This is a genomic window from Janthinobacterium sp. GW822-FHT07A03, from assembly GCF_058798815.1.
In genome coordinates this window covers 1-24529 of record NZ_JBXAKW010000014.1, presented here as the reverse complement: position 1 = coordinate 24529, position 24529 = coordinate 1, and the positions used below count along the sequence as shown (strand labels likewise).

Genomic DNA, 24529 nt, shown 5'->3' with positions numbered 1-24529 from the left:
TCGGACGCTTGCACCCGCCCGGACGCTCTGTCTACAGCACGGCAAACAGCGCCAGGTGGTCGCTGGTGCTGCGCAGGTAGCCGTAATTGGCCCAGCCGTTCAGCGTGCGCGCCTGGCCCACGGCATACGCGGCCGCCGGCGATTGCGGCCAGGCCATGCCGGCAGGCACGTTCGGAAATTGCGCGGGCAGGGGGCGCGTGCCGGTGGGCACGCCCGGGGGCATGGCGCCCGCCAGCGCGAACGGCGTGCCCGAGACGGGGTTCATCACCGTGAACTGGTAGTTATTCGCTACGACTAGCGGGTTGACGAGCATATTGTCGATCGAGAAAAAGTTGCTGACCATATCGCTGCCGATATAGTTATAGCCGGGATACGGCGACGCCAGCAGCGGGCCGCCGGCCGTATTGTCGGACCACAGGAAGCGCGATTGCTGCGTCAGCTGCTGCTTGGTGCGCTTGGGGCGGATATGCGTAGCCAGGTAGCCCTGATACGCGTCCAGCGTCAGGTTGGCGGCCACCGGCATGACGGGCGGCGGGTCCAGCAGCGGTATGTAGTTGATCGCGCGCAACTGGTCGTAGGCCGTGGTCCGTCCGCCTGCCGCAGGCGGCTGCGCGTAGATGGCGTTCAGGTTGAAGTCGCCGCAGATCAGCTTGATTTCATTGTGCGGCGCGCCGGCAGGCGCCGCCGCCACGTCGAGCACGCCGCGCAGCAGGATATTGATGAAATTGGTGGCGCCGCCGTGGTTGGGCGGCGCATGCACGGCAAACAGGGTCAGGTTGCGCGTGATGGCGTTGGCCTGGTTGGTCTCCACGAAACTGACCATGAAGGGCTGGCGCAAGCCGTTGAAATTGACCAGGCCGCCAGCGATGGGCGGCGCGGCCGGCCGCGCCGCGGGCGCGAAGGCGATGCGCGCCGCCGCCATGCCCTCGGCCAGGCCGCCGTTGTACTGCGCGCCGGCCGGGATGGTGCGCGCCGGCTGGCCCGGCGGGTTGAGCAAATCCTGGATGTTGGACGCGCCGGCGCCCCCGGCCGGGTAGGCGGCGGGCACGGCGCCGGCCGCCACGGCCGACACGCCGCCGCCCGTCCACACGTTCGGCCCCGTGAAATAGCGCCGCACTTCCGTGGGCGTGCCAACCGTGCCCGATATGCCGCGGTACAGCACGGCGACCGATTCCGTGCGCCCGCCCGTGCCCACTTTCAGCGGCGGCACCATGCGCCAGGCATTGCGGTTGGGGTCGGCGACGTCGTTGCGCAGCTGTTGCAGCAGGAAGATCGCGCCCTGCAGGCCGCCCGTGTCGGGCGCCAGGTCGCCGGCGCCGGCGGCGCTGGCCGACACCTCGATCAGGACGAAGATATCGGGCCGCGTGGCGCGCAGGATGGTCAGGATGTGGTTGCAGCGCTGCTGCGCGGCCACGGCCGGCAGGTTGCCGCCGCAGCGGCCGCCTTCGCCATAGCGGGGCCGCTTGCGGCTGGGATTGTTGACCTTGTTGATGCCGAAGTTCTCGATATTCCAGTACACGACGTTGGTCATGCTGCGCTCCCCAATGAAATGGCAGGCAATGGCAGCGCGGCCAGTGCCTGCTCCTGGCGGGCGGCCGCATCGGCGATGTACGCGGCATACCAGCCCAGGCTGCCCGTATTCTTCGGGTCGCCAAACAGGAAGAACTGGATGTTCGCGTCGGGCGGCAGCTTGGCGATGCCGAGGAACTTGATGGCGATGTTGTCGAGCCGCAGGCAGTAATAATAGGAGTCGCCGCCGGGCACTTTTTGCCGCATCAGCCCGATATTGTCGATGGCCAGCTTGAAGATGCCTTGCAGGCTGATCAGCCTGGCGCCCGGCGCCGCGCCGGGCAGCGACAGGCCGACGAAGACGGCTTGCTCGTCGTCGCCGGCCGTGCTGGCGGGCGACCAGGCCAGCAGCAGGGTCGAATGGAAGCCGGCGGCCGAGACGAGCGCGCCCGGGCCGCCCATGGTGACGTCGTACACGATGCCGTGCCAGGGCCCGTCGAGCGTGCCCAGGTTCAGCGCCGTGCTGACGGGCAGGAAGCCGAAATCGGCCGGCTTTTGCCCGTCGGCGGCGGCGATAAAGCCCGACAGTTCCAGGCCGAAGCCCCTGAACAGGCTGTCCGGCCTGGCCTGGCTGGCGTCGAGGTCGTAGGCCAGGTTGGCCGTCACCTCGTCGAAGCGCACGGCCGACGGCGTCGTCTGCGGATAGCGCATGTCGATCACCAGGTTGGAAAAGGCCAGGCCTTCGCCGTCCGGCGGCAGTTCCGGCGCCAGCGCGCCGAACGACAGCAGGTCCAGCGCGGCGCCCGTGCGGTCGTCAAGGCTGGCGAAGTCCAGCGTGCCCCAGACGGAAAAACGGTTCAGCACGGTTGCGCCCGCGTCCGTGGTGCCCAGGCAGTTGAACTGGATGCGCTGGAACGCCACGTGGCGCAGCAGGTTGCTGTCGAGGCTGAATATCGACGGCGTGGCTTGCTCGAAGATGTAGATGCCGGTGCCATTCTGGTCGATATAGCTGCCGTCGAGGACCACGCCGTTGTTCGGCATGGCATTGCCGCCGAAGGTGGTGGCCGTCACGCGCGAGCCGAGCAGGCCGTTGACGGCCAGCTGCACGTAGCTCTTGAAGGTCTTGATGACGGCATTGTCGAACAGCACCTGCAATTGCAGCACGCGGAACGCATAGTTGTCGGTGTCGGGCAGGGCGATGGGCGTATCGGGCGGCAAGCCGTTGCGCTGGCCGGCGGCGAAGGCCGGGTCCTGGTAGTCGACCAGGCCGAAGGTGCTGGAATTGCCGTCGAGGGTGATGCTGCCGTCGCCATGCACCGTCACGCGGCTGGCCGTGAAGCCGAAATGGTGGGCGACGAAGCGCGTCAGGTCGAGGCCGGCCGCGATGCCCTGCAGGCCAGCCGGCAGGCTGGACGGATCCAGGTCCGCCTGCAGCACCAGCACGCCCGTCCAGGCGGGATCGCTGACCAGTTCCAGGAAATGCCGGTACGGCGATTCGGGCTTGTCCGCCGCCAGCACCTCGGCCGCTTCGATGACATCCTGCAGCCACTGCGACAGCCCCGTGTAGGCGATGCCCTGGACGCCGGGGCCGGCGTCGGCGGCCAGCGAAAAATCGGGCGCGCCCGACCAGGCGTTCGGATTGGCGACGCGGTCCCTGACACTGCCGCTGCAATACTTGAGCAGCATCACGTTGCGGTAGGACGTGGGCGTCACGCCGAGGCCCACCTGCGCTTGCATGGTCCAGCCCGCAATGCCCACGGTATTGTCGAAACGCGCGCCGCCGTCCGACAGGTGGGCCGCGTTGACGGCCACCAGGAACAGCTGGTTGGTCTGCAAGGCATCCTGCAAGGTGGCGTCCGGGAAGCGGAAGCCGAACGGCAAGACCTGGCCGCCGGCGCCCAGGGTCTGGCCCAGGGTCACCGACAGGAAGGCGTCCTGGTCCTGCTGCTGGCTGGACACGGTGGCGACGGCGCCCTGCGGCGTGGTGCGGTAGTGCGGCGCTTCCGCCACCGCCTCGCCGGCGGCCAGCCCGCGCACGCGGCGGCTGGCGGCCGCGCGCGCCTGCCAGGTGGCGCTGGCGCCGCTGGAAATGACGGCCTTGCGCGTGGCGGCCACGATGCTGCTTTCAAAGCTCGACAGCAGGGAAGCGCTGATAGCCAGCGGGCCGCCGCTGACGGCGCCGCCATACGGCAGCAGGGGAAAGGCGTGCGCGGCGCCCTGCGGCACGGGCAGCGCGGGCGGGGTCGAGGCGAGCACGGTATCGGGGGCCACGGCGCGCAGCAAGGCGGCCTCCCGGGCGGCCGGCGGCAGGCCGTACATGGGACTGCCCGCCGGCTCCGCATGGTATTGCGGCATGGCCGTGCCGCCCTTCAGCACGCCGGCCCAGCAACTGAGGTAATCGGCCGTCAGCGGTGTGGCCACGTTGCCGGAATCGGGCAAGTCCAGGGTCGCGGCCTGGAACGGGAAGACGGACGCGTAGGCGGGCGAGGCGGGCACGAACAGCAGGCTGTCATTCTCCGGCGCGGTGGCATCGTAGGTGGTCATGCTCAGCTGTTCCGAGCCGAAGATGCCGCATAACAAGTTTGTCTGCGTCCCGGCCGCCTGGCCGCTGGCGCTCAGGCCGAAGCGCCCGGCCGGCGTCAGCAGGGCCTTGCTGGTCGCGGGCGCAGACGGTGACGGCGCGGCGCAGCCAAAGGCCAGGGCGCCGGACTGCAGGCCGACCACGGGCGGCTGCCCGCTGGCGGCGCCCAGCGGCAGCAAGGCCGTCGCATGGCCCAGCGCCGTGCGGTAGGTGGACGGCAAGGCGGGCTGGCCGGCCGGCAGCAAGCCGCAGCGCAATACGCCTTCCAGCCTGGCCTGGGCGGACAGCTTCTGGTTGTAGGGATCGAGCGGATCGACCGTGCCGATCCAGGCCAGGCTGGCCGGCAGCGCGGCGGGCGCGCTCAGCGCCGGATAGAACAGCTGCTGCAGCTGGCCGCTGGCCGTGTCGCGCGCGCTCAGGGGGAAGCCGACGGCCAGGCCGCCGGGGCCGAAGGTGACGGTAGGGTTGACTGTAGCCGTAAACGTCAGGCAGCCCGCATTCGCGCCCGCCAAAGGCACGAACGTGCGGATCGTGCTGCCGCTGCCCGTGACGCGTATGCCGATATCGCTGGCGTTGCGCTGGAAGGCCAGCGCCGGCGGCGTCGCCAGCGGCGCGGACAGCCGCAGGCTGCCGCTGGCGGCGTCGATGGACAGGCCGACGCCGGACAGCACGTTGAACAGCAGATCCTGCCCCAGCCGGAAATTGACATTCGTGCTGGTGGCAAAGCCCTTGGTCAGCGGGTTATAGCTGTAGCTGCAGCCGTAGTTCTTGAAGGGATCGGCCGGCGCCGCATCGGCGTCGCGCAGCCACAGCAGCGCGTTCAGGTTCAGTCCCGGCGCCGACGACTGCAGGTCGATATATGCGGCGAGGGCGGCGATGAAGGGGCCGGGCGCCGCGTCCAGCGCCGCCGGACGGGCGCTGGCAAACACGTAGCTGCCCATGCGCTGCGGCGACAGGCTGTCGGTATAGCTGAGGCTGTCCGGGGGCGTGGCCGGCGGCGCGACGGGCGGCAGCAGGTAGCCGGCCCAGGCATGGCCCGCCTGCGGCGGCGATTCATACAGGCTGACCTTGCTGGCGGGATCGGTGGCGACGAAGCTGAAACCCATGACAACCTCCACTCAAGACGCGACTCGGGCTGCGATGCGGCGGCATGGCGCGCCGCGCGGCATCGCAATCGTTTACAACAGGTGGGCCGGGAAAGGGCGTCGGATGGCCAGGCTGGCTGCCTGGGTGCGGTGCCGGGCGGCCATCCGGGGCGCCCGCCCGCGGGCGGGCGCGGAAGCGCCGCTTACTGCGAGTTGGAGGTAAAGGTGGCCAGCACGAAGCCCGTGTAGGAATACACGGTGCCGCTGTCGACGATGTCGCCGGAGAGCAGCACGTTGTACAGCCCCGTGCTTTGCGGCGAGTAGGTGACCGTCAGGCCGGCTTTCCACGTGACGACGCCATTGCCCGTGTCGCTGGCCAGCTTGGCCGTGGTGAAACCGGTGCTGACGCTGGGATTCCAGTACGTGGTGCGGCCCTGGAACTGGAAGGCGATGCCGGTCTGGTTGTTGCTGTCGCTGCTGGCGATGGATAGCGCGAGGCTGTTCGGCGTGGTGTTGGTGGTGACGCTTTGGCCGGCGGCCAGCGTATGGTTGGTGACTTCGACGCGAGGTAAGTTAGACATGACATTCTCCATGAGGTGATATCGGCCTGCACTTGCGATGGGCGCCCCGTGGCCGACAGGTTCGGGGCAGTTGGGTAAGTCGGTGGAAAACGGTATGGCAACGGCTTTGCGACCATGCCATAAAAATATGGCAGGACAATACGTAATTTCAAATAACGACAAGACATTTGATATTAATCAATCCGGAATTGATTAATATATTTTGTTATTTACTTATTCGAAAAATAGTTCCCGGCTATTCGGAATATAAGCATGCCGGCGCTTGCGCATAACGAGTAGCGATTCTATGCCTATTTTTTTGCGCGATTCTCTCGAATTGTCGCAAAGGCAGGAATGGCGCGGCATCCGGGCGTGGCGCGGGAATGCGCCGCCGGCCATTTTTCGCGGCGGCAGGCAAGAGGATGGGGAATGTAATTGAATATAAACCGTTTATTGACTTAAATGGATGGCATGCGCGGCTTTATTGCGCGGCCGGCGCGGGCAGGGCCGGACAGCGTTCAAAAACGGCTACCACCTTGCCAGTCAGCGTGTATTGCGTGCCGTCATCGAGAATGGGGCCATCGATGAGGATTTGATATTGCTGCGGACCGAGCGCCTGGAAACGCAGGGTCAGTCCTTTCTGGAACGTCACGATGGTATCGCCGCGGTCGGCGCCCAGCTGCAGCAGGATATTTGCTGTCGACAATAAAACCGTCCAGTACGCGGTGCCGTTGGCGCGCAGCGCCACCAGGGTGTTGTCATTGATATCATTGCTGGCCGTGGCGACGGCGTCGCTGTTGACCGTCAGCGCCATGGTTTGCGGCGCCCGGCACGCGGGGGACGGTTCGGCCAGCTGGCGCGCCAGCGCCGGGGCGTCGCCACCGAGCGATAGCAGCAGCACGGCAGCCAGACAGGGGCCGCGCCAATTCAGCTGATACATGGTGGAGGTGGTGTCCCGCGCATGCGGCCCATCGTAGCGAAATTCGGCCGGAAGAGCAAATGCATGCCGGCCGCAGCGCGCCGCCATGGCCGCCATGCCCATCTGCTATCATCGTGCCGTTTTGGCCGGCGCCGCGGGCGCCGCTCCGGTATTTATGCAAGGAAAAAAATGAATAATCGCATCTCCCTGCTGCGCCAGCGCGGCGCGCTGGACAGCGGCAAGGTCGGCATGATCGAGCTGTTCTTCGATCTCGTGTTCGTGTTTGCGGTAACGCAACTATCGCACGGTTTGCTGGCGCACCTGAGCGCCATGGGCTGGCTGCAGACGGGCTTGCTGCTGATGGCCGTCTGGTGGGTATGGATTTACACGTCGTGGATCACCAACTGGCTCGATCCCGAGCGCATTCCCGTACGCATCAGTCTGTTTGCGCTGATGCTGGGCGGACTCATCATGTCAGCCTCGATTCCGGAAGCGTTCGGCACGCGGGGCCTGGCGTTCGCGGCCGCCTATGTCGCCATGCAGGTGGGCCGGCCCCTGTTCGCCTGGTGGGCCGTGCGCCACGAAGCGCTGGCGCGCCGCCGCAATTTCCAGCGTATCGCCCTGTGGGCCGCGTTGTCCGGCATCTTCTGGATCGCCGGCGGCCTGGCCGCGCCCGAACAGCGCCTCTTCTGGTGGGCCGTGGCCTTGCTGATCGACTTTGCCGGTCCGTGGATGCAGTTCGGCATGCCGGGCCTGGGGCGTTCCTCGACGGCTGACTGGGACGTCGATGGCGGCCACATGGCCGAGCGCTGCGGCCTGTTCGTCATCATTGCGCTGGGCGAGTCCCTGTTGGTGACGGGCGCCACGTTCGCGGGACTGGAATGGACGGCCGGCAACTGGCTGGGCTTTTTGTCGGCCCTGGTCGGCAGCATCGCCATGTGGTGGATCTATTTCGATACGGGCGCCGAGGCGGGCCATCACCGCATCGCCCACTCGAAGGACCCGGGCCGCATCGCCCGCAAAGCCTATACGTATATCCACCTGCTGATCGTGGGCGGCGTGATCGTTTCCGCCGTGGCCGATGAACTGGCGCTCGTGCATCCGGACGAGGCGAGCTTCGCCGGCTTCAGCGCCTTGCTGGGCGGCCCGATCCTGTATTTGCTGGGCAATGCACTGTTCAAATGGGTCAGCAATGACCGTGCCACGCCGCCGCTGTCGCATCTGCTGGGCATCTTGATCATCCTGGCGCTGATCCCGATGGCCTACGGCCGCCTGTATTCGCCCTTGACCCTGGCCTGCATCACCAGCTGCGTGCTGGTACTGGTGGCCGTGTGGGAACATATGGCGCTGCGCCGCCCGCCGCCGGAGATCGATCTTTAATGCGCGATCCCTGACGCCTGCCTGACCTTATCCGGCCGGCGCAATGCCGTCCGGATCGCTGCGCGCATCGAGCTGCAGCTGCAAGAATGCCAGGTCCAGCCAGGCGCCGAACTTGGTGCCCACCTGGCGCATCAAGCCCACTTCCTCGAAGCCCAGCTGCTTGTGCAGGGCGATCGAGCCGGCATTGCCGGCCTCGATGCCCGCCACCATCACGTGCTTGCCCAGGCCGCGCGCCCGCGCGATCAATTCCCCCATCAAGGCCTTGCCGACGCCGGCGCCGCGGCGATCGGCGCGCACGTACACGGAATGCTCGACCGTATGACGGAAACCCTCGAACGGGCGCCAGTCGCCGAACGAGGCGTAGCCGGCCACGTTTTGATCCGCGTCAATGGCGACCAGCACGGGATAGCCGGCCCGCTGGCGGTCGGCCAGCCAGGCGGCGCGGTTGGCCGCGTCGACCGTCCGTTCATTCCAGATGGCCAGGGTATGGCTGACGGCATCGTTGTAGATGGCCGTGATGGCCTCGATATCGCCCGCGTGGGCGTCGCGTACGTGCATGTTGATCTCCTTGCTGGTCGTCTACTATAATGGACAAATCATAGATTGCCACCCACGCTTTTGTCCAATAAATCCTGACTATGTCCACTAAACCAGACGAATTGAACCAGCGAATCGGGGCCAGGGTGCGCCTCGAGCGGGAAAGCCTGGGCTGGTCGCTGACGGACCTGGCAGCCCGTTCGGGCGTGTCGCGCGCGATGGTGCACAAGGTGGAGCGCGGCGATTGCAGCCCCACGGCCACCTTGCTGGCGCGCTTGTCGGGCGCCTTCGGCCTGAGCATGTCCGAACTGATCGCCCGCGCGGAAATGCGCGAGGGGCGCTTGCTGCGCAAGCTTGATCAGCCCGTCTGGGTCGACCCGCAGAGCGGCTATGTGCGGCGCCACGTGTCGCCCGCGTCGGACATGCCGCTCGATCTCGTGCATATTACCTTGCCGCCGGGCGCCGTGGTGGCCATGCCGGCCGCCGCCTACGTGGCGCGGCGCCAGCTGATCTGGGCGCTGTCCGGCAGCCTCGTCTTCATCGAAGGCGAGACCCGCCACGTGCTGGACGCGGGCGACTGCCTGGAGCTGGGTCCGCCGGCCGACTGCGTATTCCGCAATGAAACGGCCGCCGCTTGCACCTACGCCGTGGCCGTCTTGAAGAACCGAGGCTAAGCCAGCGCTGCAGCGCGCAGCTGGGCAATGAAGGCGCGCGCGGCGGGCGCCTGTTCGTGGCGGCGGAAGGCCACGGCGATTTCCGAGCTGATCTGCGGCGCCGCCAGTTCGCGGAAGCACACGCCGGGCAATTGCACGCTGGCCATCACGGAGTGGGGCACGATGGCGCAGCCCACGCCCAGCGACACTTCCGTCAGCACGGCCACCAGGCTGCCCGGGCGCGACACCACCTGCGCCGCAAAACCGCCGCGCCGGCTCACCTCCAATGTTCCCAGTTCCTGTTCCGGCACGATGAACGCCTGCTGCGCCAGCGCGGCCGGTGCCGCTATTTGCTGCCGGGCGAGCGGGCTGTCCGCCTGCACGGCCAGCACGAAGCGGTCGCGCAGCAACACCACGCTGTCCAGTCCGTCCGGCAAGTGCAGGGGCGGGCGCACGAAGGCCAGGTCGACTCGGCCCTGGTCCAGCAAGCCGGGCAGGGTGTCCATCGCGTATTCGCGTGCGCCGATGTGGATGCCGGGGTGGCTGGCGCGAAAGCGCGCAAACTGGCCCTGCAGCACGCCCGAGTATGCGGCCGAGGCCACGTAGCCGATTTCCAGGCGTCCCAGCTCGCCCCGTCCCGCCCGCCGCGCCGCTTCCTGCGCCTGCGCCAGCTGCTCCAGCGCGCGCGCCGCCTCGATGACGAACAATTCGCCGGCGGCCGTCAGGGACACGGCGCGCTTGCTGCGCTGGAACAGCCGCGTGCCCAGCAGCTGTTCCGTTTCCTGCACCTGCTTGGTCAGCGCGGGCGGCGAGATGCCGAGTTCCGCCGCCGCCCGCGCGAAGTGCAGGCTGTGCGCGACGGCCAGCACGCAGCGGAAATGCCGCAATTCCATCTCTTTTTCTGTATTTACCATGAGTGAATTATAAGGCGCTTGTCTTATAACAAGAAATAACACAAACCTGCTTAAAATACAGGCATGAAGAATACCAACTGGACTTTATACACGTGCTCGGGCGTGTGCGCGCTGATCATGCTCGACACCAACGTCGTGGCCGTCTCGCTGCCGTCGATCGCCCGCTCGCTCAACGCCAGCTTCGTCGACGTGGAATGGGTGGTCAGCGCCTACATGCTGGCGTTCGCCTCATTCCTGTTGCCGGCCGGCAGCATCGCCGACCGCCTGGGACGGCGCAAAGTGATGCTGTATGGCCTCTCCGTGTTCGCGCTGGCCTCGCTGCTGTGCGGCCTGGCGTGGACGCCGTTCGTGCTCAACGTGGCGCGCGCCGTCAAGGGTCTCGGTGCCGCGCTGCTGCTCACGTCCGCGCTGGCCGTCATCGGCCACACGTTTCACGCGGAAAAGGAGAGGGCGCGCGCCTGGTCCGTGTGGGGCGCGGCCATGGGCGTGGCCATGACGGTGGCGCCGCTGCTCGGCGGCCTGGTCACGAGCGCCATCAACTGGCGCTGGATCTTCTACCTGAACCTGCCCGTCGTTGCCATCTTGATGTGGCTGGTAGGCAAACACGTGGACGAATCGAAGGACGCCTCCAACGCCAGTTTCGACCCGGCGGGCGCGCTGCTGTTCTCCGCCGGCCTGTTCTGCATCATCTGGGGCTTGATCGATGCCAGCGTGGCGGGCTGGTCCAGCCGTGCCACCATGCTGCGCTTTGCGGCGGGCGCGGCGCTGCTGCTGGTCTTCGTGCTGGTAGAACGGCGCCAGCGCGCACCCATGGTCGATTTATCCCTGTTCGGCCGGCGCGTGTTCGTCGGCGCCGTGCTGGGCATGTTCGGCTACGCCATCGCCGCGCAAGTGATGATGACCTTTTTACCGCTGTACCTGCAGAACGGTTTCGGCTTTTCCGCCGTCCTGGCCGGCTGCGCCATGCTGCCGTTTGCCGTCGCCATGGTGGCGCTGTCCCGGCTGGCGCCGCGCGCCATGCGGGTGCTGGACGACCGCGGCATATTGGTGACGGGCTTGCTGATCGTCGCCGTGGGCAACGTCGCCACGGCCCTGGCCGCCGCCAGCCTGCAGTACGGCTGGGTTGCGGCCGGCATGGTCGTCACGGGGGCAGGCGCGGGCTTGCTCAACGGCACGACGCAAAAGGCCATCCTCGCCTGCATCCCCCGCGAGCGCACGGGCATGGGTTCCGGCATCAGCACCACCACGCGCTTCGTCGGCATCGTGCTGGCCGTGGGCGCGCTGGGCGCCGTGCTGGCCATGCGCACGGCCGCCTCGTTCGAGCAACTGGCGTGGCTGCACGGCTTGAAAGCGTCGCCCGAGATGATCGGGCGCATCGTCGCCGGCAACGCGGCCGACGCCTTCGGCCAGCTGCCGCCCGCGCTGCAAGCCGTGGCGCTGGAAGCGGCCCGGCACGCCTTCATCGACGGCTTTGCCAGCGTGCTGTATCTGGCCGGCGGGCTGGCGGCCGTGGTGGCGGCGCTGGTGTTCGTGCTGGCGCGGCCGGCGATAACCGTGGAGAAACAGCTGGAAAAAGTGTAACTCTTCAGCAAGATCCGCGTGCGCCGCCTCTGCCTGTAATATGATGCCATCGAGCAATACATAGCAATCATATAACTACCACAGGTATTCGCATGCGCAGAAAACGCATTATCATCACGAGCGTGCTGGTCGCCGTCATCGGCGTGGCCGCTCCCCTGAGCCTGGCCTTCTACCTGTCGTCCGTGCGCGCCGAGCAGGGCGAGCAGGAACGCCTGCGCCTGCTGGCCGGCTACGCGCTCGAGCGCGCCCACCGTTCCATCGCCTCGGCCGGGGCCGCCCTGCGCAGCGCCGATGCGCTGGACCTGGCGCCGTGCTCGGAGGCGCATACCCAGCAATTGCGCCGCATCACCATCACCACGCGCAGCATCGACGATATCGGCTACGTGGAAAACGGCTTGCTCAAATGCACGTCCACGGGCATCGAAGAGGCGCGCATCGCCGTCACGCCCGCCGATTTCACGCTGGCCAACGGCATGGGCATCGATTTCAACCTGCGCCCCGTCGTCAGCGGCGGCAAGCGCATGGTGGGACTGTCCTACCGCGCCTACAAGGTGCTGATCGATCCCGTGCGCTTTTCCGACGTCATCGTCGACAGCGATATCCAGATGGCCGTGGCCATCGGCAAGGAAGGCGTGCTCGACACCTTGCACCATCCCGACCCCGCGCTGGTGCAAAGCTTGCTCGCCGGGCTGCCGGCGACGGGAGACGCGGCGCACGACGGCAGCATCCACGCGATGCTGTACCGCGATGGCTTGACGGCCGTCATGATCGAGCCGCGCAGCAAGCTGAACGACAGGCTGCGCCGCGAACAGCTGCTGCTCCTGCCGCTGGGACTGCTGATGGCCGCCTTTATCTTCGGCATCGTCGTGTGGCTGTCGCGCCGCCGGCTGTCGCTGCGCGGCGAACTGGAAACGGCGGTCGAGCGGCGCGAATTCTTTGTCCATTATCAACCCATCATCGCGCTCGACACGGGCGTGTGCGTGGGCGCCGAGGCGCTGATACGCTGGCGCCGTCCCGACGGCAGCATGATACGGCCCGACCTGTTCATCCCCGTGGCCGAGGAAAGCGACCTCATCTTGCCCATCACGGACCAGGTGATTGCCTGCGTGATCGCCGACATGCGCGCCGCGCTGCTGGCCGACCGCGAGCTGCACATCGCCATCAACCTGTGCGCCAGCGATATCGAAACGGGCAGGGTGCTCGACGTGCTCGAGCGGGCCCTGGCCGGCACGGGCATCGAGGCGCAGCAGATCTGGCTGGAAGCGACGGAGCGCGGCTTCATCAACGTGGAAGCGGCCCGCGCCACCATCGACAAGGCCAGGGCGCGGGGCCACGCCGTGGCCATCGACGACTTCGGCACCGGTTATTCCAGCCTGTCGAGCCTGCAAAACCTGCCGCTCGACGCCTTGAAAATCGACAAATCCTTCGTCGACACCATCGGCACGGACGCGGCCACCAGCAGCGTCACGCCGCACATCATCGCCATGGCGCGCACTTTGAACATGCTGATCGTGGCCGAGGGCATCGAAACGCAGCAGCAAGCCGATTATTTGCTGGAACGCAAGGTCGAATTCGGCCAGGGCTGGCTGTTTGCGAAAGCGTTGCCGGCCTTGGACTTCCTCGCCTTTTACGCAACCCGCCGCCTGCCATCGTCCATATGAAACAGCCACGCTTCCCCTATCCCTTGCAGCCGCTGCGCGTCCCGGGCGGCTGGCACATCACCGTCAACACCCTGTTCGAGGTGGAGCCGGGGCCGGACACCATGCAATGGTTCAGCAGCGCGCTGCTGCTGTGGGGCAGCTGCCGCGATAGCGGCTACTGCTTCAATTCTCATTTTGAACCGGAAGATGATCCGGATGGCGAGTTCGTTGTCGAATTTTGCAAAGTAGTATTTGATAGTCAAAGCAAGAAAAAAACGAATTCTGAAGTATTTCTGGGCGAATTTAGAACAAAATCCCGACTTGAATTGATAAAAGTAATCGAACGCTATATGCTTGATGGTGAAATCTCAAAGGCGTCATTACAGACGAAAAATATTCTTTCTTATCACCCTAAAATTTATTAAATTTCAAGTCCAATTCAGATGAAAATTGAAGCCCACGATAAGCAAATACAAGACATTTTCTCACTAGGATATTTCCAGATCCCGCGTTTCCAACGACCTTATTCTTGGGAAAGAGATGAGGTGGAAAATTTCTGGAACGATATAATTAATGATGTTTCAGAAAATTATTTTATTGGGTCGATGGTCGTTTATCAGGAAAGAAAGCCATATTTTGGAATTGTCGATGGTCAACAGAGATTAACGACTATTACTCTTATGCTGTCTGCAATAAGAAATTCCTTTTTGAGACTGGGTGAGGATAACTTGGCAAAAGGTGTGCATAAATTTGTTGAGCAGCCAAACATAGATAATGAGGCAGAGTTTATCTTAGATGCCGATACGTCATTTCCTTATCTTCAAGATCACATTCAATCTTTCAATGGTTTAAAAATAGATTGTGATGTTGGTATTGAGGAGCAAAAGTTAAAAAATGCATTTGAGATTATTTGTGCGCGATTGGAGGACGAGGTTCCAACCTCCAATTCCGAAACCGGTGGTCAAATAAGTATGTTTCCGGCAGAAGTTCCTGATCCCATTCTAAAGTTGAAAGAAATTCGGGATAAGGTACTATCTCTGAAGCTTGTTTTTATTCAACTAGACAATAAAAGTGACGCACATCTGATATTTGAAACCTTAAATGCTCGAGGCCGTGATTTGCGCACGTCAGATTTGGTGAAAAATCTATTGCTAAGCAAGATAAAGGAAGGTAACGCGAAGTTAGATTCGGCAAAAGAATCTTGGAATTCATTGATTAGAAAATTCGATGATGCAAGTGAATCGGAAATAATTGACTCATTTCTCTTGCATTTTTGGATATCTGAATACAACTACACTACTGACAAGAAATTATTTTCAGCAATTTCAAAATTTGTATCCGAGGATGAAAAAAATGCGAATGATTTGCTTAAAAAATTAAATCATGCGGCAGCTATTTATTGCAAATTGATCGATCCTGGCGCCCATGAGTGGAGCAGGGAAGAAACTGATGTCAGAGAATCCCTTAAAGCATTAAGATTGTTTAAGGTGAAACAACAATCATCTATGGCACTGGCCCTATTGCGAGCCTATTATGAAAAACGACTCACCTTAAGAAATTTAAAGACATGTCTTAGAAAACTAGAATATTTCCATTTTGTGTTTAATGCTGTTACTTCGCAGAGATCGTCGGGAGTTATCGCTACGACTTATTCAAGTCATGCGATTTCTCTAACCGGAGCAAAAGGGAATGATGATATTCAGGCTATTATATCAAGCCTCTTTTATTCCTTGAAGACAAAATTACCACAATATGAGGAATTTGAGGTGAAGTTCTTAGAGTTATCGTATTTGTCTAGCAAAACAAAAAATAAAGGGATTATTAAGTATTGCCTGTCAAAACAATTTGGTGATAAGTTCGGCGGAATTGACATTAATCATGATGCAATGAGTATTGAACATATAATTTCAGAGTCGACCATGAAAGATGGGCAAAGTTCTGATGTTGTTGGCAGCATAGGAAATCTACTATTGGTTGATGAAAAAACAAATTCGGAAGAGCTTATGAATTTAACAGTTTCTGAAAAAATTAAGAAATTAGAGGGGAAGGGTTATCCATTGGCTAAGGCTTTAGTTGGAGAAAAATTCTCCGAAAATTCTGGAGTGCAAGATAGGGCAAGAAGTATTGCGCAACATCTTTATAATAGTGTTCAACTCTAGAAATTTTCTTTTTTTATGCTGCAGTATGAATTATTTTCATTGTGGTCAAATATTTTATTTTCTTAAACGGTGCATAGGAAGTCATTCCTATCTAGTATTTATGCATTAGCGTGAGAATTGCTTAAAGATTGCGGATATAAGACCAAGCCTACAGACGAGGCTTGGTCTTATTACTCCTTGCGCGGCAAGACCATGTCCTGCCCGCCTTGCCTGAGTACGGCGCCGGCAATCTTGCCCGCCGCATCGCGCGTAAAATCCAGTTCGGCCTCGATGGCGCGGAAGAAAAACTGATCTTTTGCGCTGGCAAACAGGGGCGCCGAACCGACGCCCGTGCCGGCCGCTTCCAGTCCCTGCTTGCCCAGAGTCACCGTCAACGTGAAATCCTTGTCCAATGGATACTCGCCCACGTACTCTGCCAGCGCGGCGCGCGGCAGTTCGATGGCGGCCAGCGGCTTTTTCAGGGGCGGCAAGGGCGTGCCGGGCAGCAAGGTGGACAAGCCCAGCGCATCGACGGTGCGCGCCGTATTCGTCAGCACCACCACGCCCCGCTTGCCATCCGTCGTGAACGCCGCATAGCTGGTGTAGCCGCCCGTCTGGCCGCTGTGCCAGGCGTAGGTCTGGCCCTGTTGCTGCTCCAGCAGCCAGGCCAGGCCGATTTTCGTTTCGCTGCCTGGCGCCAGCGGCCGCTGCGGTGTTATTGCCAGCGCATACGGGCGCAGCGGCTTGAACATGTATGCTTGCAGGTAGGCAACCATGTCGCGCGCGCTCGAATATACGCCGCCGGCTGGCGCCACCACGTTCAAATCCCACGCGGGCGTCGGTTCGCCCGACAGCAAATGACCGGGCGCCAGGCGCGCCAGCATGCCGTGCGTGGGCGTGTTCGACGTCGAGCGCATGCCCAGCGGCACGGCGATGCGCTTTTGCAGCAGCGCTTCGTAACTGCCGCCCGCGCGTGCCGCCAGGGCCGTGCCCAGCACGGCGTAGCCGATGTTCGAGTAGTCAAATGCCGTGCCCGGCGCATGCGGCAGATGGTAGGCGGCGAGAAACTGCCGCTGTTGCGCTTCCGTGTAGTCCGCATACGGATTGGCGGGATTCTTGGGCGCGAAGTTGTCGGGCAGGCGCGGCAGCGAGGAATAATGCGTGGCCAGGTCCAGCAGGCTGATCTGCTTGCCGTCGAAGGCCGGTATGGTGTACCCAGGCAACACTGCCGCCACCGGCTCGTCGAGTTTGACCTTGCCTTCGACGACGGCGTCGGCCAGCAGCAAGGCCGTCATGGTCTTGGTGACGGAACCGATCTGGTAGACGGTGTCGGCGCCAGGCTTGCCGGGTTTGCCAGGATGGGCCGTGCCAAAGCCGTAGACGGCGCTGGTCTTGCCGTCGATTACGGCGATGACGATACTCGGGTGCATGCCCGTGCGCGTGAGTTCCTCGGCGCGCTGGCGCACGGCGTCGTCCAGGACGGGCGCGGCCAGGGCGGCGCCGCCGAGCAGGCAAAGGGGGAGAAGGGCGAAAGTGGGTGTCATGGGTAACCTTGTCCAGGGTGGGCCGAATGCACGCCGGCATCTGGATAAGATGGCTGGCATGCCCTGGGAAGCATACGACGCCAACATGAAGGCCGCCTGAGTTTTATGCCACTTTTGCCGCTTTGCTAAGGTTTTCGCTTGCCCGGCATGGCCTGGCCGTTCTGGTGCAGGACGACGCCCGTGATGGCGCCCTGGGCGTCGCGCTGGAATACCAGTTGCGCTTCGACTACCTTGTAAAAGAAGGTGTCTTTCGCGCTGGCATACACGGGCGCTTCGCCCTGGCCCGTGGCGCCCACCAGCAAGCCGTCGGGACCCTGGCGCACGCTGAGGACAAACGTGGGCGCCAGCGCATACTGGCCCGCATATTGGGCCAGTTCGGCCGGGGCGATGGCGATTTCCTTCGGCGCCGGGGCATTTGGCGGCGGCAGGCTGCCGGGCAGCAGCACGCCCACGCCCAGCCCATCGACGTTGCGCGCCGTGCTGCTCAGTACCACCACGCCCCGCTTGCCGTCCAGGGTGTAGCCGGCAAAGCTGGCATAGCCGCCCGTCTGCCCGTTATGCCAGGCGAAAGGCTGGCCCTTGACCTGGTCGAGCATCCACGCCAGGCCGATCTTTTTCACGCCGTCGCCATCGCCTTCGCCGGCGAGTACCCGGCGCGGCTGCACGGCCAGTTGCTGTGCGGGACTGGTCGCCCGCATGTACGATTGCATGTAGGCAATCATGTCGCGCGCGCTGGAACGCACGGCGCCGGCTCCCGCGATGGCCTGGAAATCCCAGTTCGCGGCCGGCTTGCCATCGGCCAGGTGGCCCGGCGCCAGGCGCGCATGCAGGGCCGGCGTCGTCACTGCCGAGCTGCTGGCCATGCCCAGCGGACGGAAAATGCGCGCTTGCAGCAGTTCTTCGTAAGACATATTGGCTTGCGTGGCCAGGGCCGTGCCCAGCAAGCCATACGCGAGGTTCGAGTATTCATACGCGGCGCCCGGCGCGCGCGCCAGCGCATGGCCGGCCAAAAAGGTGCGCAACTGGCCCTCGGCATAGCCGGCGTAGGGATCGCGCATGTCCGCCGGCGCCAGGTTGGCGGGCAGGCGGGGCAAGCCGGAAAAGTGCGTGGCCAGCTGGCCCACGGTAATTTTCTGGCCCGCCAGCGCGGGGATGGCGTAGGCGGGCAGCAGTTCGGCCACCGGCTGCTCCAGTTGCGCCTTGCCCGCCACGATGGCGTCGGCCAGCAGCAGGCCCGTCATGGTTTTCGTCACGGAGCCGATTTCATACACGGTATCCGCATCGGGCACGCCCTGGTCGCCGGGCCGCGCGCGGCCGAAGCCGTACACGGCGCTGTCCTTGCCGTCGATCACGGCGATGACCAGGCTGGCATGCTTGCCGTCACGCACCAATGTTTCCGCCCGTTCCCGCATGGCCGCGTCGAGGGTGGGCGCGGCCAGGGCGGCGGCGCCGGAAAGGGACAGGATGGGCAACAGCAGGGTGCGTAAGCGTGGAGGCATCGTCGATTCCGTCAGGAAAGTGATTGGTGGGAATACAGCATAACAGCATCACTGGCAAGATAGCCGTTTTGGCAAGATGGTGCGGCGATCATGGCCGCCAGCTGCGCGCGCATGCCGGCGGCCATGCCGAGCAGCAATTCGCCGCGCCGGCGCGCATCGGCGCGTTTCTTCGACGGGACCTCGGCCATGTCGGGCACCCGGTAAGCCGCGCAGGGCAAGTGATAATTACCGTCGCGCATGCGCAAGGCATGCAATTCCTGCCACGCCTGGTCGTAGTCGGCGGCGATATGGCGCCGCCGGCGCGCATTCAGGGCGATGCGGTTGTCGTTGCTGATCAAGAACAGGTTGGTACAGGCAAAGAAATCGCCGAAATCGCGCAAGGCCGTCACCATCAGGTTTTTCGGGCGGCAACCGTGCAGCGCCCGCGTGGCTTCCTTGACGGCAAGCTTGCCCGCTTCCGAGCGCAAGCCTTGCAGCGCGCCCAGCTGCAGCGAGACGCCATCGGCGCGCGGCACGAACAGAAAGCTGGCCAGGTACAGGGGCAGGCCGTCGCGCGTCAGGCGCAGGCACAGTTCGCCTTCGCGGTAGCTGTCGTGGATGGCCGTCAGCTGCAAACGGTACTGCGCCCCATCCTTGCCGTCGAACGCGGCCAGCACCACGGGTTCGCGCGCGGCCCGCTCGACCAGCGCACGCGCACCCGCCTGCCACAGGAAGCGGTAATGTCCTTCCAGCAAGGCCAGGCGATCCGCGCAACCGAGCTGGCGCGAGGCATACGGCCGGTAAATCTTGAAGCGCAGGCAGGGATGCAGCTGCGCCAGCGAGCTCAAGCCCGGCATGCTGCCCAGGAAGGCTTGCCAGCGCGTGCGCTGGCGGGGAAAGAAGAGGGCGCCCAACGCCGCTTTCAGGCGGTGGCCGCTGGCGGAATGTCGTGGCACGGCGGGCGGCACGGCGGCGCCGTGGTGCAAGGTCAAAGCGATGTCATTCATGGTTCTGCCGGAAAATGGCAGGCGCTGCACAATGAGAGCCTTGCCAATTTGAATGCTACGCGGGCCAGGTGAATTTCATATTAAGAAGCTATTTCCCCGGATATTTAGAGGATGGCAACTAAACATTTGCCATTTGGCAATATTGACGCTTATCCTGCCGCTACCTTGACCCGATGACGGATACCGCCCCATGAATCACCGCCTCCTGCTTGCCATTCCCATGCTGCTCGCCGCACTGGGTGCCCACGCCCAGGACCGCACGGCCGATCCTCTGGCGCCGCTGGCGCAATGCATCAACCGCAGCCAGTTCCAGTTCAAAACGCAGGACCGCTTGCCGGCCAGCGCGACCACGCGCGTCGTCAAGATGGCGGCGGGGGAGCGCCGGGTCTCGACGGCCGACGGCTACCGGCTGATGCTGTTCCGCAAGAGCAGCCAGCCCTTCGCGAATCTGAAGATCGAGCGCAGCGCCGCAGGCCAGTTTGCCGCCGACCGCGAGACCATCGTGGCGCAAATGCAGGAGATGTCGGCCGGCAGCAAGCCGCCGCATCAGGTGCCGCTGGAAACGGACGCGCGCCAGGGCGTGGAAGTGCTAGGATTGAATAACGCCGGCATCGCGGAGACACCGGGCATTATCAGTTTCTATACGCTGCTGCATGCCGCCAGCGGCACGGTCGCCAGCGCCTACGTGCTGAACCAGCCGGCCGACCGGCGCGACTTTGCCACGGACGCCCAATACCAGGCCTTGCGCGACCAATTCATTGCTTCGCTTGCCAACTGCATGACCGGTCCTGCGCAGTAAGTAAGGCAAGTGCACAGGAAGGAGACGTGAACCATGAAAAAAGCCGCAACAAGTACGCCGCCTGCCGAGGAAGCGGCAGGCACCGAACCGGCCGCCCGCCTGATCGACGCGAAGATCGCCTCGCTGGCGGACTGGCGCGGCAAGACCCTGGCCGCCGTGCGCGCGCTGATCCACCAGGCGGACCCGGAGGTGGTCGAGGAAGTCAAATGGCGCGGCGTGCCCGTCTGGTCGCATGCGGGTATGATTTGCACGGGCGAAACCTATAAACTGGCCGTGAAACTCACCTTCGCCAAGGGCGCCGCCTTGCCCGATCCGGCCGGCCTGTTCAATTCCAGCCTGGACGGCAACACGCGCCGGGCCATCGACATCCACGAAGGCGCGCATCTCGATGCTGCGGCGTTCAAGGCGCTGATACGCGCCGCCGTGGCCGCAAATACGGCGCCCAAACCAAAGCGAACGAATACTTGAGACATTATCTGTATATCTGGCACGACCCGGCCGCGCGCATGCTGGTCGCTTCCGGCATCGAATTCAACGATGTGATTCCCGCGCTCCGGCATGCGGACGGCATCGTGCTGCGCAAGGGCAGTGCCGGGACGCCCAGGAAACCTGCCGGCTACCAGACCCTGGCGCGGCAGCAATTGCCAGCGCTGGCGCATGAAGATATCCATGCCTGGGGCAGCCACGCCTGGGCCGATTGGCAGGGCGCGCCGCCAGCCCCCGGCGATGCGGACGTGGCCACGATGCTCGGCCACCGTGGCGTCCTCACGCCGCCTGCCGCCTTGCGCAGCCGCTTTCTCGCTTTTGCCCACGACGACGGCTGGTACCTGAAGCTGCTGTATGCGGCATGGGACGATGTGGCGCAGCTTCTCGCCGGCGCCATCGCGCCAACCTTGGGCGCGCTCGACATGGACGCGCTGCAACAGGGAAGCGAAGGCTACTGGCTGCAGGACGGCGCGGTCCAGGCCGAGCTGAAAACCCACGATATCGACAGCGTGCTGAACCGGCGCCTGTAGCGAATGAACAACGCGCCAGCCATGTGCCTGATTCGTCCCTTCACCAGCACGGATACGCAGTCCTGCACCGCCATCCTGGCCCTGGCCGGGCGCGATTCCTTCGGCCCAGTCGCCGGCAGCGCCGCATTCACGGCGGCGACGCAGGGCGAAGACATCCTCGTTGCCGAACGCGACGGCATCGTCACCGGCTTTGCCGCCGTGCATACGGGCGACGCGCCCGAATACTTCCTGCACCACCTGTACGTGCACCCGGCGCACAGCGGACGGGGCATCGGCACGCAGCTGCTGGCTGCCGTGGTGGCGCGTTTCGGCCCCCATCTGAGCCTGAAGACGCAGCTGGCCAATACGGGGGCGCGGCGCTTGTATGCGCGCACAGGCTGGATCGAGGATGATGGCGACGGCGGCGTGGACGCCATGGGCGCGTGGATACGCGTACGCTACCGTCACCGGCAAGGGCCGTGACGCTTCAGGCGGCATGTGGCGCGCAAGGCAACCATTGCGCCACGCAAGCGCGCAGCACGCCGGCAGGCAGCGTATCCTGCCCCGGCAGTTCCTGGAAAACGGCCATATAGCAGGGCACGCCCGCGGCTGACTGCGCCAGCAGCGGCGCGTTGATCGGCGTCAAGGTGAAATGCTGCGCACATGCGTCTCCGTCGGCCGTCATCGGGCAGGAAAAATAACGGGCAAGCCTTGAAAACCGGCGAGGCCCGTCCTGGGGCCGTCCTGGATATCCCAGACCATGTGGACGGGTTCAAATATTACGTTTTTCCTTGTTATCAAGCAGCAGGGCCAGCCTGGCCGCCATGCCGGCATTGTCGCGCAGCAAGCCGTCGCGTTCCAGCGCCAGGCTTTCCGCCTTCTGTTGCGACACTTGCGCGTTTTCTGCCAGCATGTCGAGCTGGCGGTCTTGCGCGGCCAGCGCCACCCTGGCGTCATTCAGCGCCTGCAAGGCCGTGTCCAGCTTGGCCAGCAGGGCGTCGGCTGACGCGGCCGCTTGCAGATATTGAAACTCGAACTGGTCGCGCTCGGGCCGCACGGTGGCCAGCGCCTCGCGGTCGGCGGCCGCTTCATCAGCCAGGCGCGCGTGTTCCGCCTGCAGCTGCGCCAGGCGCATGTCTTGCTGCACCAGGGTCGCTTGCTGGCCTTGCAGCCGTTGCTGCAGCTGCGCATTGTCTTGCTCGAGCCTGCTGATCCGTTGCTGCGCCTGCGCCCGTTCCTCGCTGCGCTGGGTCGCGGCCGCTTCCTGGTAATGGTCGAACTGCGAGCGCACCTGCGCCAGCTGGCGGTTCAGGGCGGCGACTTCTTCGCCCCGGTCGGCCAGGCGCTGCGTCAGGCCCGCGTTGTCGCTATGCAGAGTGGCCAGGGTGACGGCGCGGAAATGGTGTTCTTCCTTCAATTGCGCCAGCGCATGCTGGGTGGCGCGCAATTCCTGGGTGAGGGCGGCGCGCGCCTCCGTCAATTTCAAGCGTTCATTTTCCGTCTTCTTCAGTGTTTCCAGGGCCGCATCGCGTTCCGCGCGGTGTTGCTGCATGCCCGTTTCCAGCTGCTGCGCCACGTCGCGCTGCTGCTTTTCATAGACGCCGCGCATCGCTTCCATCAATTCGGCCGGCAATCCAGCCTCCGTTTTCACGGCGCCCGCACCCTGGAACTCTTCCTTCCACCGTTTGAGCAGGGGCGCGATGGTGCTCTTGCTGCCCGTGCTGCCCAGCGCTTCGCGCACATTGTCGACCGTGGGATTGCGCCCATCGGCAGCGACGATTTGGGCTGCTTTCATAACATCAGAGTACAGAATGCCGGTGCGGGCCATGAAATCACCTATGAGCGAAATTTAGTAACGTATTACATGATACGTAATATCGCATAATATTACGATATAAATTTTGATGATTCTTGAAAAATATAACTCACGATAAGATTGCTTATCGCGTGTTATAGGGATGGTTTGCATGCTATTCTGTGACCCTCCCAGTACAAAACCCCGATTTCGCCGCCGCCATGCCCGATTTTCCCCTTCCGAAACGCCGTGTTGGCGTGTCAAAGAACACCGCGATCGCTGATGCGCCGTTACACGGCGCCCTCGTCGATGCCGAGCTGGCCGCGCGCCACCAGGCGTTTCTTGCCGCCGCCACGTCCGACAACACGCGCCGCACCTACCGTTCCGCCATCCGCCACTTCCAGGCCTGGGGCGGGGCGCTGCCCGCCGAGGAGTCCACCGTCATCCGCTACCTGATGGCGTATGCGGACAGCCTGAACGCGCGCACCCTGGCCCTGCGCCTGACGGCCCTGTCGCAATGGCATGTGTACCAGGGCTTTGCCGACCCCGCGTCCACGCCCACCGTGCGCAAGACCCTGGCCGGCATCGCCCGCCTGCACGGCAAGCCGAAAAAGAAGGCGAGGGCGCTGCCGCTGGAAGACCTGGAGCTGATCGTCGCCAGGCTGGCCGCCCTGGGCACCAACAAGGCCTTGCGCGACAGCGCCTTGCTGCAACTGGGCTTTTTTGGCGCTTTCCGCCGCAGCGAACTGGTAAGTTTGATGCTGGAAGACATCCGCTGGGAGCCGCAAGGCCTGGTGATCACCTTGCCCCGTTCGAAAACGGATCAACTGGGGGAGGGCATCGTCAAGGCGATCCCGTTCGGCGACGGCGTCTGCTGCCCGGCCACGGCCCTGCGCGCCTGGCTGGGCGTGGCGGGCATCGCCAGCGGCCCGCTCTTGCGCACGGTCAACCAGTGGGGCCATGTGGGAGGAAAGGGATTGCACGCGAGCAGCATCAATACGATATTGGAAAGCTGCGCCCGGCTGGCCGGGCTCGATTACGTGCCGGAACTATCGAGCCACAGCCTGCGCCGCGGCATGGCCACCAGCGCGCACCGCGCCGGCGCCGATTTCCAGGCCATCAAGCGCCAGGGCGGCTGGCGCCACGACGGCACCGTGCATGGCTATATAGAAGAGGCGGGGCGTTTCGAGGAAAATGCGGCGGGGAGTTTGTTGAAGGGGAAGAGGAAGCCGGTGGGGTGAGGCGAGCGATAACGCCTTGCCGGACACCTTCAGCGCGTCTGCATTCGCCCCGAAGCAGACATAGATCTGACGCATTCGACATATGCCACCGCAGCCGATTAAGCGTCGTGATAAACAACGCCGTATGTGTCGAACATAGCTCCAGCTAGCTCGACCATGCTTAAGCCGCTGCG

Annotated in this window: 22 protein-coding genes; 11 read left to right on the top strand and 11 right to left on the bottom strand. The window is 63.6% G+C overall.

Annotated features, from left to right (window positions below):
- Window positions 1–31: 31 nt before the first annotated feature.
- The 4 genes from AC1RJW_RS27735 to AC1RJW_RS27720 form a co-directional block, all read right to left on the bottom strand.
- Window positions 32–1531, bottom strand: coding sequence for a hypothetical protein (locus tag AC1RJW_RS27735; RefSeq protein ID WP_493047760.1), 1500 nt, complete (start codon window positions 1529–1531; stop codon window positions 32–34).
- On the bottom strand, window positions 1528–5196 hold the full coding sequence (locus AC1RJW_RS27730) for a hypothetical protein (protein ID WP_493047759.1): 3669 nt from the start codon (window positions 5194–5196) through the stop codon (window positions 1528–1530). Before AC1RJW_RS27730 ends, AC1RJW_RS27735 begins: the two co-directional genes overlap by 4 nt.
- Before the next feature lie 182 nt (window positions 5197–5378).
- Window positions 5379–5756 carry a hypothetical protein gene (locus AC1RJW_RS27725; protein ID WP_493047758.1) on the bottom strand — a complete coding sequence of 126 codons (378 nt, stop codon included), beginning with the start codon at window positions 5754–5756 and terminating at the stop codon, window positions 5379–5381.
- Between the two features lie 460 nt (window positions 5757–6216).
- The gene (locus tag AC1RJW_RS27720) at window positions 6217–6675 is read right to left on the bottom strand and encodes a hypothetical protein (RefSeq protein ID WP_493047757.1); all 459 of its coding nucleotides are present in this window, start codon (window positions 6673–6675) and stop codon (window positions 6217–6219) included.
- 168 nt (window positions 6676–6843) lie between these two features.
- Here AC1RJW_RS27720 and AC1RJW_RS27715 point away from each other — a divergent pair, with 168 nt between their 5' ends.
- Entirely contained in the window at window positions 6844–8034 is a 1191-nt protein-coding gene (locus AC1RJW_RS27715) for a low temperature requirement protein A (protein ID WP_493047756.1), read from the top strand.
- 27 nt (window positions 8035–8061) lie between these two features.
- On the opposite strand, the gene AC1RJW_RS27710 is transcribed toward AC1RJW_RS27715, so the two are convergent.
- Entirely contained in the window at window positions 8062–8592 is a 531-nt protein-coding gene (locus tag AC1RJW_RS27710; RefSeq protein WP_493047755.1) for a GNAT family N-acetyltransferase, read from the bottom strand.
- A gap of 80 nt (window positions 8593–8672) precedes the next feature.
- Between AC1RJW_RS27710 and AC1RJW_RS27705 the strand changes: the two genes are divergently transcribed.
- Window positions 8673–9245 (top strand): helix-turn-helix domain-containing protein, encoded by a 573-nt coding sequence (locus AC1RJW_RS27705; RefSeq protein WP_493047754.1) that lies wholly within the window; start codon window positions 8673–8675, stop codon window positions 9243–9245.
- On the opposite strand, the gene AC1RJW_RS27700 is transcribed toward AC1RJW_RS27705, so the two are convergent.
- Entirely contained in the window at window positions 9242–10117 is an 876-nt protein-coding gene (locus AC1RJW_RS27700; protein ID WP_493047753.1) for a LysR family transcriptional regulator, read from the bottom strand. The two genes, AC1RJW_RS27705 and AC1RJW_RS27700, sit on opposite strands and share 4 nt — an antisense overlap.
- Window positions 10118–10201: 84 nt before the next feature.
- Between AC1RJW_RS27700 and AC1RJW_RS27695 the strand changes: the two genes are divergently transcribed.
- The 4 genes from AC1RJW_RS27695 (at window position 10202) to AC1RJW_RS27680 (ending at window position 15518) form a co-directional block, all read left to right on the top strand.
- Window positions 10202–11719: an MFS transporter gene (locus AC1RJW_RS27695; RefSeq protein ID WP_493047752.1), complete on the top strand. Its 1518-nt coding sequence runs from the start codon at window positions 10202–10204 to the stop codon at window positions 11717–11719.
- A 92-nt stretch (window positions 11720–11811) separates the two neighbouring features.
- Window positions 11812–13380 carry an EAL domain-containing protein gene (locus AC1RJW_RS27690; RefSeq protein ID WP_493047751.1) on the top strand — a complete coding sequence of 523 codons (1569 nt, stop codon included), beginning with the start codon at window positions 11812–11814 and terminating at the stop codon, window positions 13378–13380.
- Window positions 13377–13784, top strand: coding sequence for a hypothetical protein (locus AC1RJW_RS27685; protein ID WP_493047750.1), 408 nt, complete (start codon window positions 13377–13379; stop codon window positions 13782–13784). Before AC1RJW_RS27690 ends, AC1RJW_RS27685 begins: the two co-directional genes overlap by 4 nt.
- Window positions 13785–13802: 18 nt before the next feature.
- On the top strand, window positions 13803–15518 hold the full coding sequence (locus AC1RJW_RS27680; RefSeq protein ID WP_493047748.1) for a DUF262 domain-containing protein: 1716 nt from the start codon (window positions 13803–13805) through the stop codon (window positions 15516–15518).
- Between the two features lie 170 nt (window positions 15519–15688).
- Here the strand turns inward: AC1RJW_RS27680 and AC1RJW_RS27675 are convergent, their stop codons facing one another.
- The 3 genes from AC1RJW_RS27675 to AC1RJW_RS27665 all read right to left on the bottom strand — a co-directional run bounded on the left by AC1RJW_RS27675 (window position 15689) and on the right by AC1RJW_RS27665 (window position 19526).
- Window positions 15689–17041: a serine hydrolase gene (locus AC1RJW_RS27675; RefSeq protein ID WP_493047747.1), complete on the bottom strand. Its 1353-nt coding sequence runs from the start codon at window positions 17039–17041 to the stop codon at window positions 15689–15691.
- A gap of 125 nt (window positions 17042–17166) precedes the next feature.
- Window positions 17167–18540, bottom strand: coding sequence for a serine hydrolase (locus tag AC1RJW_RS27670; protein WP_493047746.1), 1374 nt, complete (start codon window positions 18538–18540; stop codon window positions 17167–17169).
- Between the two features lie 11 nt (window positions 18541–18551).
- The gene (locus AC1RJW_RS27665; protein WP_493047745.1) at window positions 18552–19526 is read right to left on the bottom strand and encodes a VirK/YbjX family protein; all 975 of its coding nucleotides are present in this window, start codon (window positions 19524–19526) and stop codon (window positions 18552–18554) included.
- A 190-nt stretch (window positions 19527–19716) separates the two neighbouring features.
- Here AC1RJW_RS27665 and AC1RJW_RS27660 point away from each other — a divergent pair, with 190 nt between their 5' ends.
- Genes AC1RJW_RS27660 through AC1RJW_RS27645 form a run of 4 tightly spaced genes read left to right on the top strand, consistent with a single transcriptional unit; the run spans window position 19717 to window position 21803 of the window.
- Window positions 19717–20325, top strand: coding sequence for a hypothetical protein (locus AC1RJW_RS27660; protein ID WP_493047744.1), 609 nt, complete (start codon window positions 19717–19719; stop codon window positions 20323–20325).
- 33 nt (window positions 20326–20358) lie between these two features.
- A complete protein-coding gene (locus AC1RJW_RS27655) occupies window positions 20359–20793 on the top strand; it encodes a DUF1801 domain-containing protein (protein ID WP_493047743.1) in 435 nt (144 codons plus the stop codon).
- Entirely contained in the window at window positions 20790–21341 is a 552-nt protein-coding gene (locus AC1RJW_RS27650; RefSeq protein ID WP_493047742.1) for a hypothetical protein, read from the top strand. Before AC1RJW_RS27655 ends, AC1RJW_RS27650 begins: the two co-directional genes overlap by 4 nt.
- Before the next feature lie 3 nt (window positions 21342–21344).
- Complete coding sequence (locus tag AC1RJW_RS27645; protein ID WP_493047741.1) at window positions 21345–21803, top strand: GNAT family N-acetyltransferase; 459 nt, start codon at window positions 21345–21347, stop codon at window positions 21801–21803.
- A 4-nt stretch (window positions 21804–21807) separates the two neighbouring features.
- Here AC1RJW_RS27645 and AC1RJW_RS27640 read toward each other — a convergent pair whose 3' ends face one another.
- Both AC1RJW_RS27640 and AC1RJW_RS27635 read right to left on the bottom strand, forming a co-directional pair.
- A complete protein-coding gene (locus tag AC1RJW_RS27640) occupies window positions 21808–21966 on the bottom strand; it encodes a hypothetical protein (RefSeq protein WP_493047740.1) in 159 nt (52 codons plus the stop codon).
- Window positions 21967–22092: 126 nt separating this feature from the next.
- The gene (locus AC1RJW_RS27635; RefSeq protein ID WP_493047739.1) at window positions 22093–23115 is read right to left on the bottom strand and encodes a DNA-binding protein; all 1023 of its coding nucleotides are present in this window, start codon (window positions 23113–23115) and stop codon (window positions 22093–22095) included.
- A 257-nt stretch (window positions 23116–23372) separates the two neighbouring features.
- On the opposite strand from AC1RJW_RS27635, the gene AC1RJW_RS27630 reads away from it, so the two are divergent.
- Window positions 23373–24356, top strand: a complete 984-nt coding sequence (locus AC1RJW_RS27630) for a site-specific integrase (protein WP_493047738.1) — start codon at window positions 23373–23375, stop codon at window positions 24354–24356.
- Window positions 24357–24529: the final 173 nt, after the last annotated feature.